At 60.3% G+C, this 18,904-nt stretch carries 9 protein-coding genes; 5 read left to right on the top strand and 4 right to left on the bottom strand.

What is annotated here, in order from left to right; all coding sequences use genetic code 11:
- Positions 1–98: 98 nt before the first annotated feature.
- From L9059_RS06490 to recQ, 3 genes are all read right to left on the bottom strand, one after another.
- Entirely contained in the window at positions 99–1,859 is a 1,761-nt protein-coding gene (locus L9059_RS06490; RefSeq protein ID WP_247289406.1) for a motility hub landmark protein FimV, read from the bottom strand.
- 128 nt (positions 1,860–1,987) lie between these two features.
- Complete coding sequence (locus tag L9059_RS06485) at positions 1,988–2,422, bottom strand: MarR family transcriptional regulator (RefSeq protein WP_247289403.1); 435 nt, start codon at positions 2,420–2,422, stop codon at positions 1,988–1,990.
- 119 nt (positions 2,423–2,541) lie between these two features.
- Positions 2,542–4,668: a DNA helicase RecQ gene (recQ, locus tag L9059_RS06480; RefSeq protein ID WP_247289401.1), complete on the bottom strand. Its 2,127-nt coding sequence runs from the start codon at positions 4,666–4,668 to the stop codon at positions 2,542–2,544.
- Between the two features lie 371 nt (positions 4,669–5,039).
- On the opposite strand from recQ, the gene L9059_RS06475 reads away from it, so the two are divergent.
- The 4 genes from L9059_RS06475 to lapD all read left to right on the top strand — a co-directional run bounded on the left by L9059_RS06475 (position 5,040) and on the right by lapD (position 8,820).
- Complete coding sequence (locus tag L9059_RS06475; RefSeq protein ID WP_045058676.1) at positions 5,040–5,627, top strand: UPF0149 family protein; 588 nt, start codon at positions 5,040–5,042, stop codon at positions 5,625–5,627.
- A 10-nt stretch (positions 5,628–5,637) separates the two neighbouring features.
- Positions 5,638–6,033, top strand: a complete 396-nt coding sequence (locus L9059_RS06470; protein ID WP_247289399.1) for a YbaN family protein — start codon at positions 5,638–5,640, stop codon at positions 6,031–6,033.
- Positions 6,034–6,150: 117 nt separating this feature from the next.
- Positions 6,151–6,858 (top strand): cysteine protease LapG, encoded by a 708-nt coding sequence (gene lapG / locus L9059_RS06465; RefSeq protein WP_247289396.1) that lies wholly within the window; start codon positions 6,151–6,153, stop codon positions 6,856–6,858.
- A 21-nt stretch (positions 6,859–6,879) separates the two neighbouring features.
- The gene (lapD, locus tag L9059_RS06460) at positions 6,880–8,820 is read left to right on the top strand and encodes a cyclic di-GMP receptor LapD (protein ID WP_247289394.1); all 1,941 of its coding nucleotides are present in this window, start codon (positions 6,880–6,882) and stop codon (positions 8,818–8,820) included.
- A 107-nt stretch (positions 8,821–8,927) separates the two neighbouring features.
- Here the strand turns inward: lapD and L9059_RS06455 are convergent, their stop codons facing one another.
- Positions 8,928–16,841, bottom strand: coding sequence for a retention module-containing protein (locus tag L9059_RS06455; protein ID WP_247289392.1), 7,914 nt, complete (start codon positions 16,839–16,841; stop codon positions 8,928–8,930).
- Between the two features lie 607 nt (positions 16,842–17,448).
- Here L9059_RS06455 and L9059_RS06450 point away from each other — a divergent pair.
- Positions 17,449–18,807: a TolC family outer membrane protein gene (locus L9059_RS06450; protein WP_247289390.1), complete on the top strand. Its 1,359-nt coding sequence runs from the start codon at positions 17,449–17,451 to the stop codon at positions 18,805–18,807.
- Positions 18,808–18,904: the final 97 nt, after the last annotated feature.

Raw genomic sequence — 18,904 nt, 5'->3', positions numbered from 1 at the left:
CCCACAGGCGATCTTAGCCAGGCGCAGGATTGTGGGAGACACGGGTCCAAGGTGCGAGCGGGCTTGCCCTGCAACATAGAGTCTCCCACATTTGGATCTTATCGAATGCCTGCCAACAAACTCCGTGCGGTCTGCTTGAGTGGCTCATCGGCGTCCTTGAGCAACTCGTTGAGCAATTCAATCGCGCTGTCTAGATCGCCGTCATCGATGCAGGTTTGAGCCTGTTCGAGTTTGCCGGCATTGTCCGGTTCCAGGCTCAAGGGCTCAAGTTCCAGTGATGAGTCCGGGTCGCCGAACTCTGCGAGAAAATCGTCATCCAGCGCTTGGGAGTCCGCTTGCACACTCCACTCCAGCTCGGGTTCCTCCGGTGTCGGTTCCTCGCGCATTTCGAACACGTCAGGCAAGACATGGAGGTTGGAGTGGAACGCGGGCTCTTCTGGAAGATCGGGTGTCGGGGCGTTTTCGAAGGGGCTGATTAGATCCCAATTAGCGTCCATCGACAGGTCATCAAGGTTCAACTGGAACTCATCGCCCAGGGCAACAACAGGTGCTGCGCTGGTCACTGAAGCGACAACCGGCGCAGCCACCATCGGTGTCATGCTCTGCATCTTCGGGTGCCTGCCACGAATTTCTTGCAGCATCTGCAGGTCATATCCGGATTCGCGCAGCTGGTTTTCCTGAGCGTCATACGCCGCCACGTCGCCTTGTTTACCGAATACTTCCAGCAGCTGTACAGCCAGATCAGTGCGCCGTGGCTCCTTGGCCAGCGCCTCGCGCAGCAATCCGGCGGCCTCGGAAAACCGGCCGTAGGCCATGTAGATGCCCACGCCCTCAAGCACGTCGCCGGACGGAGTTTCCTCATGTTGATCAGCCACCGATTTGGGCATCGGCGCCTGCATCGCCACATCATCATCAAGTACCGACTCATGCCGGGAAGCCGGCGCGGAAACCTCCTGCGACAACTCATCCGCCTGCTGGTGTTGGCGCTGGCGTCGAATGAACAGCCCCAGGAGCACCAGGACTACCAAGGCCAGTACGCCGAGAATCGTTGGCCACTGGCTGACCTCAGGCTGTTCGACTACGACTGCAGTCGGCGTCACGGCAACAGGTGCGGCGGGCGGTGCCTGTTTCATTTCGGCCAACCGGGTTTGCAGTTCGATCACCTGCTTCTTGTGGGCGGCAATCTGTTCGTCCTGCGCCTGCAGGCGCGAATTCAAATCAGTGATGGTTGCCTGCAGTTCCTGGTTTTGCAGCACGCTGGCGGCCAGTTGCTCTGCAACGGGATCAATTTCCGCTACCGGGGTAACGGGTTCGGGTTTAGGCGCTGTAGCTTTTTTCTGCGCTGGCGCTAGCGCCGGCGTTGCAGCAGCGGGTTTGACACTCGGGAACGGAGAGTTTGGCGAAGTTGTTTCGGGTTCATCAACTGCCGGAAAAATCCCCGGCGTCCCAGGAGGATCAATCAACACCGTGTACTCGCGCAGCACCCGCCCGTTGGGCTGATGGAGTTGCACCAGAAAATTCAGGAAGGGTTCATTGACCGCTTTAGTGGAGCTCACCCGGATCAGGCTGCGGTTGCCCTTAAGGATCGGCGTGAACTTCAGGTCGTTGAGAAAGAACATGCGTTCGACGCCTGCACGGCTGAATTCGTCCGCCGTCGCCAAGGTGACAGAGAGGTCGCCCTCTTCGAGGCCCGCCGCGTCCACCAGCGCGATATCAGCCCGCAACGGCTGATTCAGCGCGGAATGCAAGGTGATTTCACCCAATCCCAGCGCGGGAGCCATAGCCGAGAAGCACACAGCACCACCCACCAGCAGCAGCCTGGCACCATACCGCAAGACAACGTGCAAACTCTCGAGCATGAGCATCCCTTAGATAGCCAGAACCAACCAGTACGCATTCGCACATCCGGTGCGAACGCGATTATGCATAGTAGTTCTTTATCGTCCGCCCAACGGGGGTATCTCAACAGTCCTGCAGTGGCGATGAGTCAGGATTTTTCCAGGTTGGCCAGGATGTGTCCGTGAACACGCATGCAAATCTTCAAATCCGCCTCGTCGACCCCTTCAAACAGTTCCAGGCGCAGTTGGTTGGCAATGGTTTCAATCTGTTCGATCAATGGACGGGCCGGGGCGCAAAGGACAATTTTCTTCGCCCTACGGTCTTCAACCACGGCTTGGCGCTGCACCAGTCCCTGACTTTCGAGACTGTCAAGCAGCCGGGCGAGGGTCGGACCTTCTACGGCAACGCTTTCAGCCAATTCTCGTTGGGTTGGCGGCTCTGCGAAACGCGCGAGGTGCAACAGCACCAGCCAACGGGCCTGGGACAGTCCCAAGCCGGCCAAGCGGCGGTCCAATTCGGCCCGCCAGCCCCGGGACATCTGCGCCAACTGCATGCCAAAGCGGTGTTGATCGGTTAACGGCATAAAAAACTCATGTTTATACTGAAATAGAGAAAACCTAATTATTAGTCAGCTAAGCATGGTCGATGGCTTGAAGCAAGGCTCGCTTTGTACTGAATCGTTACATCAAAGCAAGGCTTGTTTCAAATTTCAAATTCCGACTGCAGTGCAGCCCGGACGCAATACAAGACGCCCTCTGGAACCCGGCCAGCAAACATCGCGGCGATCTCCGCGACCGGTGGCAGCTCGCCTTCGCCGTCCAGGAATGCATCCTGGATTTCGCCCATCAACTCCTCGGGTAGATCCAGCGCCTGCTCCAGGGACAAGTGCTGCTTGCCAATCGCTTCGGCAAGCAGGGTGTACACATTCTTCTCCGAGCACTGCAATTGGCCGGCGATCTGCAGTGGCGTCATGCCTGCACGGGCCAGGGTGATCAACTCGTGGCGCAAGTCGGCCACCACTTTCGGCGCCTCGGCCTGGCCGCCCAGCACTTCGAGAAATGCCTCGCCGTAACGCTCCAGCTTGCGCGCGCCGACGCCGCTGACCCGCGCCATCTCGGCCATCGAGCCCGGCTGGCTGCGCAGCATTTCCAGCAGAGTCGAATCCGGGAAGATGACGTACGGCGGCACACCGTGTTCTTCGGCAAGCTTGCGACGCAACGCGCGCAAGGCTTCCCACTGCTCGCGCTCCTCGCCGCGAACCAGCTGGCTCGCCTGGCTCTTGCTGCTTTTGGCGGTGGTTTGCGGCTTGAGGTCGCGGCGCAGTTCCAGGGTCACTTCGCCCTTGAGCAGCGGGCGGCAGGTGGCGCTCAGCCGCAGGCCGCCATAACCTTCAAGGTCGATGTCCGCCAGCCCGCGGGCAACCAACTGGCGAAACAGCGATCGCCATTCGCTCTCGCCCATCCCCTTGCCGACACCAAACACCGACAGGTGCTGATGCCCAAAGCTACGGACCTTTTCGTTGTCCTTGCCCAGCAACACGTCCACCAGATGCCCGACGCCATAACGCTGGCCGGTGCGAAAGATTGCCGAAAGGGCCTGGCGAGCAGGCTCGGTGGCGTCCCACGTTTGCACGCCATCGACACAGTTATCGCAATGGCCACACGGTTGCGGCATGTCTTCATCAAAGTAGGCCAGCAGGGTTTGCCGCCGGCAGCGGGTTTCTTCGCAGAGCGAAAGCATGGCGTCGAGCTTGTGCTGCTCCAGGCGCTTGTGACGCTCGTCGCCTTCGGAGTTCTGCAGCATCTGCTTGAGCATCACCACGTCTTGCAGGCCGTAAGCCATCCAGGCATCGGCAGGCAGGCCATCACGCCCGCCCCGACCGGTTTCCTGGTAGTACGCTTCCAAGGATTTCGGCAAGTCCAGGTGCGCCACAAAACGCACGTTGGGCTTGTCGATGCCCATGCCGAACGCCACGGTGGCCACCATAATCAGGCCTTCCTCGTTGAGAAAGCGCTTCTGGTGATGGGCGCGGGTTTCGTTGGGCAGCCCGGCGTGATACGGCAATGCCGGGAACCCCTGCTCGCTGAGGAACACTGCGACTTCGTCGACTTTCTTGCGCGACAGGCAGTAGACGATGCCGGCATCGCTGCGCCGCTCGGCGAGGAAGGCCAGCAATTGCTTGCGCGGCTGCTCCTTGGGGACGATGCGATAGAAGATGTTCGGTCGGTCGAAACTCGACAGGAAGCGCTCGGCGTCCTGCAAATGCAGGCGCTCGACGATTTCTTCCCGGGTGCGCTTGTCGGCGGTAGCAGTCAGCGCGATGCGGGGGACGTTGGGGAATAACTCGGCCAATTGGCCGAGTTGCAGGTATTCGCGGCGGAAATCGTGGCCCCATTGCGATACGCAGTGCGCTTCATCGATGGCAAACAGGGCGATTTCCAGGCTTTGCAGGAATGCCAGCATCCGCGGCTGAACCAGACGTTCAGGCGCGAGATACAGCATCTTCACTTCACCGCGCTTGATGCGGTTGGCCAGGTCCCGTTGCTGTTCCGCGCTCAGCGTGGAGTTCAACGCAGCGGCGGCGACACCCAGCTCTTCGAGCGTGGCGACCTGATCGTCCATCAACGCGATCAGCGGCGACACCACGACGGCCAGGCCTTCGCGCAGCAACGCCGGCACCTGGAAGCACAGGGACTTGCCGCCACCCGTAGGCATCAGCACCAGGGCATCGCCACCACTGGCCACGCGCTCAATGATTGCACCCTGGCGACCACGAAAGCTGTCGTAGCCGAAGATGTCCTTGAGGACGCGTTGAGCCTGTTCGAGCATAAAAACTCCAAAAATCACCGAAACATCCCTGCAAGGCTGGTCCAGAATCGCGCAGTCTGCACCGACGAATCGTAAGTGCGGATTGCATGACGCTGTCCATCTCAGCCATGACGCCAGCAGGGCATCGCAAAACGCGGGAGTATACCCGACGCCTCCTCTGCAAAGGGTGCCGCTGAGTAGACACATGAGGACAAACACCGCATTCCCGGTGGGATTGAGCCTGATCCCGATGGCGGGGTACCAGTCACCATTAAGGTTGTATGCCAAACCGTTTCGCCAAGCCCCACGGGCAAATGTGCCGCGCGGCTGGCCTGACTGCTCAAGAAGGCCTAGAATTCGCGCATCTGTTTAATTCCCAAGGTAGCCCTTTAATGTCCTTCGCTGAGCAATTAACCCGCCTGCAAGTCTTCCTCGACGCCGATGAACTGCATGACGAGGCGCTGGACTACGTGGCCGCCCACGGTTACCTCACGGCCCTGTCGATCTGCTCCGAAACCGTTCCAGACCGCGAATGGATCGACGCACTGTTCGCCGAAGAGCCGCATTACGCCGACGACACCGAGCGTGAGGCCATCGAATCTACCCTGCTCGCGCTCAAGGCTCACATCGCTCGCCAACTGGCTTCCGATGAAGAATTCGAGCTGCCTTGCGAGCTTGACCTTGGCGAAGACCCGGACGATTCCGACCTGCGCGGCTGGTGCATCGGCTTCATGGAAGGCGTTTTCCTGCGCGAAGCGGCCTGGTTTGAAACCGCTGAAGACGAAGTCAGCGAGATGCTGCTGCCGATCATGGTCGGTTCGGGCCTGTTCGACGAACAACCGGAGTTCTCCGATATCGCCGCTGATGCCAACCTGATGGACGACATGATCGTGCAGATCCCGGAAGCCCTGACCGCGCTTTACCTGCTGTGCAACGCGCCTGACGAAAAACCGGCCATCCTCAAGCCTCGTCACCACTAAGGTCCTGCCTATGGACACCCCCATAGGCAACCGCTCCCTGATTTTGCGCTACGTGCTGCTGGCCGTCGGCTGGCTGAGCGTAGCGTTGGGGGTGATCGGGATCTTCCTGCCTGTGTTGCCCACTACTCCTTTCCTGCTGCTGGCAGCCGCCTGTTTTGCCCGCAGTTCGCCGCGTTTCTACCATTGGCTGGTGGAGCATCCGCGTCTTGGGCCGTGGATCCGTGGCTACCTTGACGGCAACGGGATTCCGCTCAAGGGCAAGGTCTACGCCATCGGGCTGATGTGGGTGAGCATTGTGTTTTCCTGCTATCTGGTGCCTATGCCATGGGCTCGGGGCTTCATGTTGACCAGTGCGGTGCTGGTGACCGTTTACATCCTCAAACAGAAAACCCTGCGCAAGCCCTGATCGCCTCACCACAGAACCCCTCTTGACCATTGCAACTGCATTGCCAACCGACGATCTGCCCTCTCCCCCTGCAAACACCGCCTAGACTCCAACCATCTGCACCCCGAGCAGCCCGACATGCCTCGTCGCCGGCGTAGTCCAGGATGGCCAACGCTCCGACTTCGGTTCGGCGGGTGGCTGCTGCTCGCATTTTGGCTGGTGCCGGGCCTGGGCTCAGTGTTTGCCGGCTGGGATTATGCGCAGGTCTTGCAAAAAGCCCAGGCCCGATATGGTGCGCTCGGTCCGGCGCAACGGCGGATAGAGGCCTGGAGCCAACTGCTGCAAGGTCAACAGGATCAGCCAGAGCGCGAGCAGCTCAATGCGGTCAATCGCTTCTTCAACCAACAACTGACCTTCCAGGACGATACCCGCATCTGGCGCCAGATCGATTACTGGGCCACGCCCATCGAATCCCTGATCAAGGGCGCTGGCGACTGCGAGGACTACGCCCTGGCCAAGTATTTCAGTTTGCGCCATCTCGGCATCCCCAGCGACAAACTGCGCATTACCTACGTTAAAGCCCTGACCCAGAACCAGGCGCACATGGTGCTGACTTTTTACAGCAGCCCCACGGCCGATCCGTTGGTGCTGGACAACCTGGTCGGCGAGATCTCCCCCGCCTCACGGCGCAAGGACTTGCTGCCGGTGTATGCCTTCAATGCCGAGGGCCTTTACCTGCCGGGCGCCAACGGTGGCAAGCGTTCCAGCGACTCGAAAAAACTGTCGCGCTGGCAGGATGTGTTGAAAAAAATGCAGGCAGAAGGTCTCGCCGTGGGCGACGGCTAATCCCCTCGCAAGGAGCGTTTTATGTCACTGCGCAAACAATTGTTTCTCGCCATTTGCCTGTTCCTGCTGGTGGCGTTCAGCGGCAGCTTTTTTGTCAGCCTGGAAAGCTCCCGCGACCAGATGCTCGGCCAGTTGCGCTCGCACGCCCAGGACGCAGCGACGGCACTGGGGTTGTCATTGACTGCGCAAGTCCACGATCCGGCAATGATGGAATTGATGGTCAGCTCGATTTTCGACAGCGGCTACTTCACGAGCATCCGCGTGGTCAGCATTGCCGATGAACAGGTGCTGCTGGAGCGCAGCGCACCAGCGCGCAGCGAACGTGTGCCCGGCTGGTTTTTGAGCCTGGTCGATCTGCGCCCCCAGGGTGGCGAAGCGTTGATCATGCGCGGCTGGGAGCAATTCGCCCGGGTCGAAGTGCTGAGCAACCCGCGATTCGCCCTGGCCAAGCTCTGGGACAGTACCCTTGGCAGCCTGATTTGGTTACTCATCTGCGGATTGCTCAGTGCGGTGTTTGGCGGCTGGTTGCTGCGCCGGCAATTGCGCCCGCTGGACAAGATGGTCAAACAGGCCGAAGCCATCAGCAAACGTGAATTTCGCAGCCTGCCGAAACTGCCCCGTACTCCGGAATTGAAACGCGTGGTGCTGGCGATGAACCAGATGGTCGAAAAACTCAAGGCGCTGTTCGCCGAAGAAGCAGCCCGTAGCGAAAAACTGCGCGCCGAATCCTATCTGGACAGCCTCACCGGGCTGGCCAACCGACGGTTACTGGATGAGCAACTGGCGGATCATCTGCTGATCGCCGAGCACAGCAGTGACGGTCACCTACTGATGCTGCGAATCAACGATCTGGCCGGCCTCAACCAACGCATGGGCGGACAACGCACTGATGCGTTGATCAGCGCAGTCGCCGAATTGCTCAAGCGGCTGAGCGCAATACCGGAGCGCCGCACCTGGCTGGCTGCGCGCAATCGCGGCGGCGAGTTCAGCTTGCTGACGCCAGGCTTGGGCCAGGCGGAGGCGGTCCGTCTGGCTGCGCAAGTCAGTGCCACTCTGGAAAACCTGCGCTTGACGGGTGACAGTGACAGCATGCCAGTGGCGCACCTGGGCATCGTCCCCTATCACCCGGGAGAAACCGCCAGTGCGGTAGTACTGCGCCTCGATCAGGCCCTGACCCAGGCCCGGCAACACCCCGAGCGGCCGTGGATGTACCTGGACGGCGATGATTGCGTGCCGAACCAGTCCCAGCACGAGTGGCGCACCTGGATCGACGAAGCCCTGATGCAGGGCAAGATGCAGTTGTACTTTCAGCCGGTAGTGCAATGCGCCGACACCAGTCAGGTGCTGCACCACAAGGTCCTGGCTCGCCTGCGCGACCCCAGCGGCGAGGCCATCGCCGCCGGACATTTCCTGCCCTGGATCGAGCGTCTGGGCTGGTCGGCGCGCATGGACCTGGTGATGCTCGAAGCGACCCTGGATTACCTGATCGTCAACCGCTGGCCGCTGGCATTGAGCCTTTCCGGCAGTACTCTGCGCGATCCGGTGCAGTTGGCGAAAATCCTCGACATGCTCGAATCGTTACCCGATCTGGCCCCGCTGCTGACCCTGGAGATCGACGAACGTCAGCTTCCACCGCCGACAGAGTTGCAGCGCTTGTGTCATAGCCTGCTCGACACTGGCTATCGCATCGGGCTGCAGCATTTTGGCGGCAGCTTCAGCCAGATCGGCAACCTGACTCAACTGGGGCTGGCTTATTTGAAAATTGATGGGGCGTATATCCGGGGTATTGATCGACAGGGTGACAAGCGCCTGTTCATTGATGCGGTTTTCCGGGCGACCAATAGTATCGATTTGCCGTTGATTGCGGAGATGGTCGAGACAAAGGGAGAGTTTGAAACGATCCGGGAGTTGGGGGTGTATGGGGTGATGGGGAGGTTGATCGGGCCGCCTGAGCCGATGTGAGTTCTGTCGTCGTTTTGCAGGCGCTGCCGAGTGAAACGAGACTGTGATCAAAAAACCCGCCATCCCTTTCCGGGAAATGGCGGGTCTCGGCCCCTCACCCGCTCAGGTCAAACCGTATCAACCTTCAAGGAATGATCGTTCAACATCCCGTTGATAATGGTCGCCGTGTCATGCCCCCCGGCCACCAAGCCACCCGCTCCCGGCGTGACACCGTAATGGCTAGCGAGATTGACGCCGGCCAGATCGATGGTCTGGTTCGGCGTGGCGCCGGCCATGCCGCTGACGTCGATGCTGGTCAGAACCGAAGCGCCGCTGCCAACGACCTTGAAGTGCAGGTAATCATCCAGCGAGGCCGCCGTGCTGTTTTCACCTTGCAGCAGTTGCGACAGGTCGAGCTTGTCGGTGCCTGGGGTGAAATCGGTGACCACGTCATGCCCGGAGTTGCCTTTGAGCCACTGGAAGGTATCCGCGCCAGAGCCGCCCGTGAGGGTGTTGTTGCCCAGGCCGCCAATCAGGAAATCATCGCCGCCACCGCCGTTGAGGACGTCGTTACCCAGGCCACCGGTAATGATGTTGCTGTTGTTGTCGCCAGTCAGGCTGTCATTGAAGTTAGAGCCGGTCAGGTTCTCGATCCCGGTCAAGGTGTCAGTGCCAGCGCCTCCGGTGTTTTGCGCAGCGAGCAGGCTCAGGTCGACCGTGACACCGCTGGTGGCATGGGCGTAGCTGACGGTATCAATGCCGGTGCCACCGTCCAGCAGGTCATTGCCAACCCCGCTGAACAGCAGGTCATTGCCGGCGCCGCCGTGCAGTTCATTGTTGCCGGTGCCGGCAGTCAATACGTCGTTGCCGTCGCCGGCGTTGAGGACGTTGTTGCCGGCGCCCGCCACCAATACGTCATCTCCCGCCGTGCCGGTGAGGGTGTGGCCGTCCTGATAGCTGATGGTCACATTCGCCGCATCAGTACCGCCATGGGTGTCGTTGGCGCTGTAGGCGCCGTTGAAGTCCGGGGTGATGTCATGGGCTCCGGCGTAGTTGACCGTCATGGTCAGCTGGTAGTTCTCGGCATTGTTGGCGCCGCCGCCGGTGGTGTTGGTGATGTTGGTCACGTGGATCTGATAGGTGCCATCGGCGGCGGCCGTGATGGTACCGCCATCGGGAATGGCCACGAACGCGCCGCCATTGAGCGAGTACTCCAGGGTGATGTGACCCGCTGCCAGGTTGTGATCCAGGTTGAGTGTTTCACCCTCTTTGAGTTTCACAGTGATGAGGTCTTCATCGTTGGCGTTGGCATTGGTCACGCTGCCCAGGTAACCGCTGATCACCAGCAAGGCCGTCATAGCGGCGGTGTTGGCCGCGAAGGACCCACGCACATCCGCCAGGACCTGGTTAGCTGCAGTATTGGTGGTGCCCTTGAAGTTGATTGCGCCGGTGCCGACGAAGTCCGCGCCCTTGGCCGCCCACCCGGTGTTGAAGGTAGTCGGCGTTGCGGTGAGCGTATCGCCTTCGGGATCAGTGTCGTTGGCCAGCAGCAACTCGCCCGGTACCACGACACTGCCGGACAACACGTTGGTGATGATGTGGTCGTCGACGGCCACCGGCGCGGAGTTCGGCACGACCTTGACCACCAGGGTCGAGCTCGCCAGGTCGCCGTCGTTGTCGCTGACGGTGAAGCCGATATTTTCGGTGATTACTACGTTCGTGGCTTTCTGCGAGGTGTAGTTGTATTCACCGGTGTCGAGGTTGATAACCAGCGTACCGCCATTATTCGTGGCGACGCTCAGGGAATTGTTCGCCGTGTTGAACGTGCCGTGGTTGTCCCCGCCGCTGGAACTCAGCGAACCCTGATTGCCCAGCGCTTTAGGGTCGTAGGTATACGTGGTGCCATCGACCACGATGGACTTGATGAAGCCGCCATCGGCACCAAAGTTTCCGCCCTCCAGCAAGGTGCCCGTGACCGGCGCCCCCTGCACGGTGCCCGAGAGTACCGAGTTGAGCTGGTTGAGATCGGTGACCACCACCGCATTGGTATTGGTGTGGGTGCTGCCGTCATAGGCCACAGGGTCGAGGTAAGCATTACTGACGCCGCTGCCCAGACCGATCGCGTAGTTTTTGATGTTGTTGGCGTCGAGAAAGGCTTTCAGCGCAGCTTCGTCGGCGGCATTGATGTCACCTTCGTTGGGTTTACCGTCCGAGAAGAAGTAGCCGACGTTCTGCGCTCCGGTCAGCTTGCCGGCGGTATTGAACGCGGTTTTCATGGTAGCCACGGCGGCATCGTAGTTGGTCCCGCCGCCCGCCGTCAGGCCGGAAATGATCGATTTGGCCGTAGCCACGTCGACCCAGATCGCGGTCTTGTCGGTGGCGTTGCTGCTGAAGGTGACGATCTGCACCTTCACGTCGCCAAGATCGTCGTACTTGTCGAGCAAGGCACTGATCGCCTGCTTGGCCAAGGCCAGGCGCGACAGGCCCGGCACGCCGGACGCATCGGCCATGCTGCCGGATACGTCGATAACCAATAGCAGGTTGGAATCGATTTCCACCGCCGCCACCGAGCGTTCCGAGGCAACCGCCTTGGGCACGTCATCGACAATGTTCACCACAATGGTGCTGGTGCTGGTGTTGCCCAGGGCATCGGTAGCCTTGTAGGTGAAGCTTTCGCTCAGGCTGTTCGGCCCGTCGTTGGCATTGGGCGAAGTTTTCGGCGCCGAGGTCAGCGTGTAGGTGTAGGTGCCATTGGGGTTGAGGAGCATTTGCCCGTAGGCGCCGGTGCCACTGCCGACCAGAGCGTAGGTTATCGCACCCACAGCGCCGGTGACCGAGCCCACCAGCGTGCCGGAAGCGGTTTCGCCGGTATTGCCCGGATCGCTGCCGACGACAGTGCCGGCTGCCAGGTCGAGGCCATCCTTGCTCAGGTCGAGGGCTTTTTCGTAGACCGTCACATCGGAGTCGGTCGCGGCGATGAGCTTGCTGTTGCAGACATCAATGGTGATGGTGGTGGTGCTTTCATCGCCATCGGCATCGCGCACGGTGTAGGTGAAGACGTCAGTGGCGCCCGGAGCCCCCACCGAGTCCGGCCGGCTGTGATAGGTCGCGTTGCCGTTGGCATCCAGCGTCAGGTAACCGTAGGCGCCATTGATGTTGGTGTTGAGACCGCCGCTGGCGGAGGTCGAGGTATCGCTGCCCGCGCGCACGCCGACCACGGCACCTGTGACTGCCGGGCCGTCGGAGCCACCGATGTCATTGCCGAGCACGTTGTTGCTAACCGTCCCACCTTCTTGCACATGAGCGAAGTCCGGATTGGCGGTCGGCAAGTCATCAATGATGTTGACGTTGATCTGGCCCGATGCAGAGTCGCCATCGGTGTCGAATGCCACCACGTCAAAGTTCTCGACAATGCCGTTGGCGCCATCGGCCGTTGGATGGGTCTCGCTGCCCACCAGGGTGTAGCTGTAGCTAAGCACGCCAGTGGAGGTATCGAACCCGTTGATAGTCAGGAAGTTACCCAGCGGGGTGATCACGGTGTGCGGCAAGCCGACCACCACTCCGTCGGCCACCACCGCGAAGCCACCCACGACCAGGGAATTCAGGCCGTCGAGCGCTGTTACGGTGAAGGTGCCGGTCTGGGTCAGTGCAGGCAAGTCAGGTTGGGTGCCCCAGTCGAGGTTTTTCTCGTAGACGGTCAGTTCGCCACCGTTGATGTTCAGACCGCCGATGGTCACTGGATCGTCATTGTTGTGGATCTGCAGCACCAGGTTCGCGGTACTGGTATCGCCATCGGAATCGGTGAGGGTGTAGGCGAAGGTTTCAGTGCCATTGCCGCCGCCCTGCAGCGCCTTGAAGTCTGCGTCGCTGGTGTTGAGCGTATAGGTGTAAGTGCCGTTGGCGTTCAGCACCAGGGTGCCATAGGTGCCGGTGAAGGTGCCCGGGGTGATCGGGCCGGTGTTCGGGCCGGTCGCGACAAGGTCCGCGCCTTGCACATCGTTAGCCAGGACATTGCCGTCGAGGGTCAATCGGGTTTCCGACGCATTGTTGACGTTGCTGTCGTCCACAGCCTTCGGCACGTCATCGACGATGTTTACCACGATGGTGCTGGTGGTGATGTTGCCGAGGGAATCGGTTGCCTGATAGGTGAAGGTTTCGCTCAGGGTGTTCGGACCATCGTCGGCCTGCGGGGTGGTGCTTGCCGGCGAAGTCAGGGTGTACGTGTACGTGCCGTCGGCATTAAGTTGAATCTGCCCATGGCTGCCCATGGCGCTGCCGACCAGAGCGTAGGTTATCGCACCCACAGCGCCGGTGACCGAGCCCACCAGCGTGCCGGAAGCGGTTTCGCCGGTATTACCCGGATCGCTGCCGACGACGGTGCCGGCCGCCAGGTCGAGGCCATCCTTGCTCTGGTCGAGGGCTTTTTCGTAGACCGTCACATCGGAATCGGTGGCGGCGATGAGCTTGCTGTTGCAGACATCGATGGTGATGGTGGTAGTGCTTTCATCGCCATCGGCATCGCGCACGGTGTAGGTGAAGACATCGGTCGCACCTGGCCCGCTGACGGTGTTCGGGTTGCTGTGATAGGTCGCGTTGCCGTTGGCATCCAGCGTCAGGTAACCGTAGGCGCCATTGATGTTGGTGTTGAGACCGCCGCTGGCGGAGGTCGAGGTATCGCTGCCCGCGCGCACGCCGACCACGGCACCTGTGACTGCCGGGCCGTCGGAGCCACCGATGTCATTGCCGAGCACGTTGTTGCTAACCGTCCCACCTTCTTGCACATGAGCGAAGTCCGGATTGGCGGTCGGCAAGTCATCAATGATGTTGACGTTGATCTGGCCCGATGCAGAGTCGCCATCGGTGTCGAATGCCACCACGTCAAAGTTCTCGACAATGCCGTTGGCGCCATCGGCCGTTGGATGGGTCTCGCTGCCCACCAGGGTGTAGCTGTAGCTAAGCACGCCAGTGGAGGTATCGAACCCGTTGATAGTCAGGAAGTTACCCAGCGGGGTGATCACGGTGTGCGGCAAGCCGACCACCACTCCGTCGGCCACCACCGCGAAGCCACCCACGACCAGGGAATTCAGGCCGTCGAGCGCTGTTACGGTGAAGGTGCCGGTCTGGGTCAGTGCAGGCAAGTCAGGTTGGGTGCCCCAGTCGAGGTTTTTCTCGTAGACGGTCAGTTCGCCGCCGTTGATGTTCAGACCGCCGATGGTCACTGGATCGTCATTGTTGTGGATCTGCAGCACCAGGTTCGCGGTACTGGTATCGCCATCGGAATCGGTGAGGGTGTAGGCGAAGGTTTCAGTACCGTTGCCGCCGCCCTGCAGCGCCTTGAAGTCTGCGTCGCTGGTGTTGAGCGTATAGGTGTAAGTGCCGTTGGCGTTCAGCACCAGGGTGCCATAGAGCCCGTTGAAGGTGCCGGGCGTAATCGGGCCGGCGTTCTCCCCGGTCACGACCCGGTCAGCGCCTTGCACATCGTTGGTCAGCACGTTGCCGTTGAGGGTCAGCAGGGTTTCCGAGGCGGTATTGGCGTTGCTGTCATCCACTGCTTTGGGCAGGTCATCGACGATGTTGACGTCGAGACTGGCATTGGCGGTGGTGCCGTTGTCATCGACCACGGTGACCGCAAACTGCTCGGACAGATTGTTCGCGCCGTCGGCATTCGCATGGGTTTCGGCATCGACAAGGGTGTAGCTGTAGCTGACCACGCCAGTTGCGCTGTCGTAACCGGTGATGGTCAGCGTGCTGCCCAACGGGGTGGTGATCGATTGCGGGAAGCCTGCGCTCACGCCACCGCTCACCACGCTGATCCCGCCGATGCTCAGGCTCTGCACGCCGTCGAGCGCGGTGATGGTGAAGGTGCCGGTTTGGGTCAGCGCAGTGGAATCCGGCGCGCTGCCATCGCCGAGGTTTTTCTCGTAGACCGTCAGCTCGCCACCGTTGATGTTCAGACCGCCGATGGTCACTGGATCGTCATTGTTGTGGATCTGCAGCACCAGGTTCGCGGTACTGGTATCGCCATCGGAATCGGTGAGCGTGTAGGCGAAAGTTTCAGTGCCATTGCCGCCGCCGTGCAGCGCCTTGAAGTCTGCGTCGCTGGTGTTGAGCGTATAGGTGTAAGTGCCGTTGGCGTTCAGCACCAGGGTGCCATAGAGCCCGTTGAAGGTGCCGGGCGTAATCGGGCCGGCATTCTCCCCGGTCACTACCCGGTCAGCGCCTTGCACATCGTTGGTCAGCACGTTGCCGTTGAGGGTCAGCAGGGTTTCCGAGGCGGTATTGGCGTTGCTGTCATCCACTGCTTTGGGCAGGTCATCGACGATGTTGACGTCGAGACTGGCATTGGCGATGGTGCCGTTGTCATCGACCACGGTGACCGCAAACTGCTCGGACAGATTGTTCGCGCCGTCGGCATTCGCATGGGTTTCGGCATCGACAAGGGTGTAGCTGTAGCTGACCACGCCAGTTGCGCTGTCGTAACCGGTGATGGTCAGCGTGCTGCCCAACGGGGTGGTGATCGATTGCGGGAAGCCTGCGCTCACGCCACCGCTCACCACGCTGATCCCGCCGATGCTCAGGCTCTGCACGCCGTCGAGTGCGGTGATGGTCAACGTGCCGCTTTGGGTCAGTGCTGCAGAATCTGGAGCACTGCCATCGCCGAGGTTCTTCTCGTAGACGCTCAGCTCGCCGCCGAATACGCCCAGCCCGCCGATATCAATCGGGTCATCGTTGTTGTGAATGTTCAGCACCAGCGTGGCAGTGCTGGTATCACCATCCGAATCGGTCAGGGTGTAGACAAAGTTTTCCGTGCCGCTGCCGCCGCCGTGCAAGGCTTTGAAATCCGCGTCATTGGGATTTAGCGTGTAGGTGTAGGTGCCGTTCGGATTGAGCACCAGGGTGCCGTAGGTACCGGTGAACGTACCGCCAATTACCGGTCCGCTATTGGGTCCGGTGGGAATGCGGTCGGCCCCCTGGATATCGTTGGGCAGCACGCTGCCGGTCAGGGTCAACAGGGTTTCCGAGGCCGTATCTGCATTGCTGTCATCGATCGCTTTCGGCGCATCGTCGGTAATGTTGATGTCCAGGAAGCCAGTAGCCGTGTCGCCATTGGCGTCGCCCGCTACCACGGTGAACTGTTCGCTGAGCGAGTTCGCGCCATCACCCGCCGGATGGATGTCGTTGCCATTGAGGGTGTAGCTGTAACTCACCACGCCTGTGGCCGGGTCATAGCCGGTGATCGTCAGCGTGTTACCCAGTTGCGTGGTGATCGATTGCGGGAAGCCTGCCGCCACTCCACCGCTGAACACGCTGATACCGCCCACGTTCAGGTTAAACAGGCCATCGGGCGCCGTCACAGTGAAGGTGCCGTTCTGGGTCAGGGCCGAGGGGTTGCTGGCAGTACCGTCCGGAAGATTGGCCTCGTTGAGGGTCAGCTCGCCGCCCGTGGTGTTCAGGCCACCGAGGGTAACGGGGTTGTTCACCACCAGCGGCGGGACGACGACGGGAGGTGTGACGTCGGCGAGGTTGTTGTCGGGATCATTGAAGATGCGCTCCAGCGGAAACTCTGGAATGCCGTTGAATCCTACAGTCGGGAAGCCAACGGTCGGATCGACCCGGCCTGCGACTTCCTGGAGCTGGACAAAACTGTGGCCGCCTCCCAGTGCTCCGGAAGCGTTAGTGCCCGTGGGCCCGGCTGCAGTGGCTTCAGCGGTTTGGGTCGGGTCGTCGCCAGCGGCAATGGCTTTCTGCAGTCGTTCGACGTCAGTCAACTGCGCTTCGCTGGGTGTCACCACCTCCGAGGACTGCACGTGGGGCACTTGATGCGCGAGCAGTTGGGAGGTCATTTGCAAGCTGCTGCCACGCCCAAGCGTCAGCTCCTGGCCGTTCTGCAGCTTCACCGCCACCGCCCCTTCGGCTCCGGTGACCAATTGATCGCCGGCAAACAGCCGATCGCCTTCGACCAGCGCGCGTCGGGTGCCATCACCCGCTACAGCAACTACCTGACCAATGACTTTAGTGACGATACCGATAAGCGTAGCCATGTGCATTTCCTCCGCTGCCAACCGTTGCCGGCAACCTGTTTTTTGCGAAGATTGTGCTCATGGGTAAAGCCAGTCGCCGGGTGGATCGTGTGCCGGGCTACGATTTTTTCCTGGGGTAATCCCGAAGAAACCGTTGGCCCTGGCGACATTCTCGCCAAGCCTGTCGCTCGTGGGCGATCAGCGCCTGATTCAAATAAACCCAATATATTCAATGGCTTTGGGCTACTAATCGGCGAAAATGATCACCTGCCAGCGATGCGTAACAGTCCTGAACCAGCAAAGTGACAGAAAAACGTCACCCCCAAACTGCCCCGCCTCCTTCCCCTCCAGCACTTCATCGTCCGTTGTCGATAAATGGATGGAACTTTCGATTTGCCCTTGCAAGCTCCCTAGAGCTCGTAATACAAGGGTTCCACGAGTGAACAATGTGCTGGATTTTTCAGAGCGCATAAGTTTTTTTTGGCATAAGAGTTATGAGAAATATTTCTTAGCTTTGCTCTAGAATGTTCTTAGCTCTGTTGTTACATGCTTGAAACGGTTTTCACTATAAATGCCGTCAAATATTTGGCGACTGATAAGCATCATTAGGAATCAGGGAGATGTACCCATGCGCGTTTTAACCCCCCTCTGCAGCGCGATTTTGCTGGCAATGGCCTGCACGTCTCAGGCCCAGGCGATGTCCTTGACCGAGGCCATCCAAAGCACTATTGCAACTCACCCGGAACTTGCCTCACGCGTGGATGCGCGGCTGTCCGCGAACGAAGAAGTCAAAATCGCCAAAGGGGGCTTCTATCCATCTGTCGATCTGAACGCTGCTTACGGCCGCGGCTACAGCGATAACACCAGCACCCGCGCACAGGGCAATCACCACACGGAGATCCTGACTTACACCCAGTCGGAGTTGCGCCTGCGGCAGATGCTGTTTGACGGCTTCAACACCGCCAACGAAGTCGAACGCACAGAAGGCGTGGTCAATTCCCGGGCCTATTACGCCCAAGGCACCGCACAGGACCTGGCACTGCGCACCATCGAGGTCTACCTCGAAGTGCTCAAGCGTCGCGAACTGGTGACCTTGGCCAAGAACAACCTGCAAGCTCACCTTCGCGTCAACGACCAGATCGGCCTGCGCACCGAGCGCGGGATCGGCAGCATCGCCGACGCCGACCAGTCCACCGCTCGTCGGGCACTGGCGCAGAACAACCTGGACACCGCTGAAGTCGACCTGGCCGATGCCGAATCGAACTTCTACGCCGTGGTAGGTCGCCTGCCGGATGAGCTGGAAACACCGTCGTCGACTCGCGGCGAAGTGCCTGCCTCCCTGCAGGAAGCCCAGCAAAGCATGGTAGAGAACAACCCTTACCTGAAATCCGCCCAGGCTGACGTGCAGTCCGCAGAGAGCCAGTACGAAGTCGCCAAGTCGCCGTTCTTCCCACGCTTCGACGCTGAAGCGGCAGTGGGTGCGAACAACAACGTGCAGGGCGATCAAGGGCACGACAACGAGTGGCGGGTCGGTGTGGTGATGAACTACAACCTGTTCCGCGGCGGCAGCGACAAGGCCCGCCTGCAGTCCAACGCGCACCAGATCAACCAGGCGATGGACATCCGCAACAACGCCCTGCGCCAGCTCAACGAAAACATCCACCTGGCCTGGAATGCCATGCTCAACGCGAAGAAGCAGACGCCGACCGCTCGCGAGTACGCCGAAACCACCAAACGTGTACGTGCGGCCTATCAGGACCAGTTCGGCCTCGGCCAGCGCACCCTGCTGGACGTGCTCGACAGTGAAAACGAGCTCTACAACGCCAACCGTCGCTACACTGAAGTTCGCTACACCGAGGAATTCTCGATGTACCGCATCCTGTCGAACATGGGTCTGTTGCTGAGCAAACAACGCGTGGTGCTGCCTGCCGATGCGATCGCCCAGAGCGAAGTGAAGAACGAGGCCCGCTTGCCTGAACTGAGGTAATTCGCGTTGTAGGAGCTGCCGGATGCTTGGGCCGCATTCGGACGAACTTTTGATTTTTTTCAAGATCAAGATCAACCGATAGCAGCCTTCGGCAGCT

The sequence above is a fragment of the Pseudomonas violetae genome (assembly GCF_023072615.1).
Classification (GTDB): domain Bacteria; phylum Pseudomonadota; class Gammaproteobacteria; order Pseudomonadales; family Pseudomonadaceae; genus Aquipseudomonas; species Aquipseudomonas violetae.
The sequence above is the reverse complement of the archived record's forward strand: the minus strand, read 5'-3'. Positions and strand labels throughout refer to the sequence as shown.

What these genes read in the sequence shown, in the direction of transcription:
- L9059_RS06475 (WP_045058676.1), top strand. Translation starts at nt 5,040, where the DNA reads ATGTCCTTCGCTGAGCAATTAACCCGCCTGCAAGTCTTCCTCGACGCC.
- lapG (WP_247289396.1), top strand. Translation starts at nt 6,151, where the DNA reads ATGCCTCGTCGCCGGCGTAGTCCAGGATGGCCAACGCTCCGACTTCGG.
- L9059_RS06455 (WP_247289392.1), bottom strand. Translation starts at nt 16,841, where the DNA reads ATGGCTACGCTTATCGGTATCGTCACTAAAGTCATTGGTCAGGTAGTT.
- L9059_RS06485 (WP_247289403.1), bottom strand. Translation starts at nt 2,422, where the DNA reads ATGCCGTTAACCGATCAACACCGCTTTGGCATGCAGTTGGCGCAGATG.
- lapD (WP_247289394.1), top strand. Translation starts at nt 6,880, where the DNA reads ATGTCACTGCGCAAACAATTGTTTCTCGCCATTTGCCTGTTCCTGCTG.
- L9059_RS06490 (WP_247289406.1), bottom strand. Translation starts at nt 1,859, where the DNA reads ATGCTCGAGAGTTTGCACGTTGTCTTGCGGTATGGTGCCAGGCTGCTG.
- L9059_RS06470 (WP_247289399.1), top strand. Translation starts at nt 5,638, where the DNA reads ATGGACACCCCCATAGGCAACCGCTCCCTGATTTTGCGCTACGTGCTG.
- recQ (WP_247289401.1), bottom strand. Translation starts at nt 4,668, where the DNA reads ATGCTCGAACAGGCTCAACGCGTCCTCAAGGACATCTTCGGCTACGAC.
- L9059_RS06450 (WP_247289390.1), top strand. Translation starts at nt 17,449, where the DNA reads ATGCGCGTTTTAACCCCCCTCTGCAGCGCGATTTTGCTGGCAATGGCC.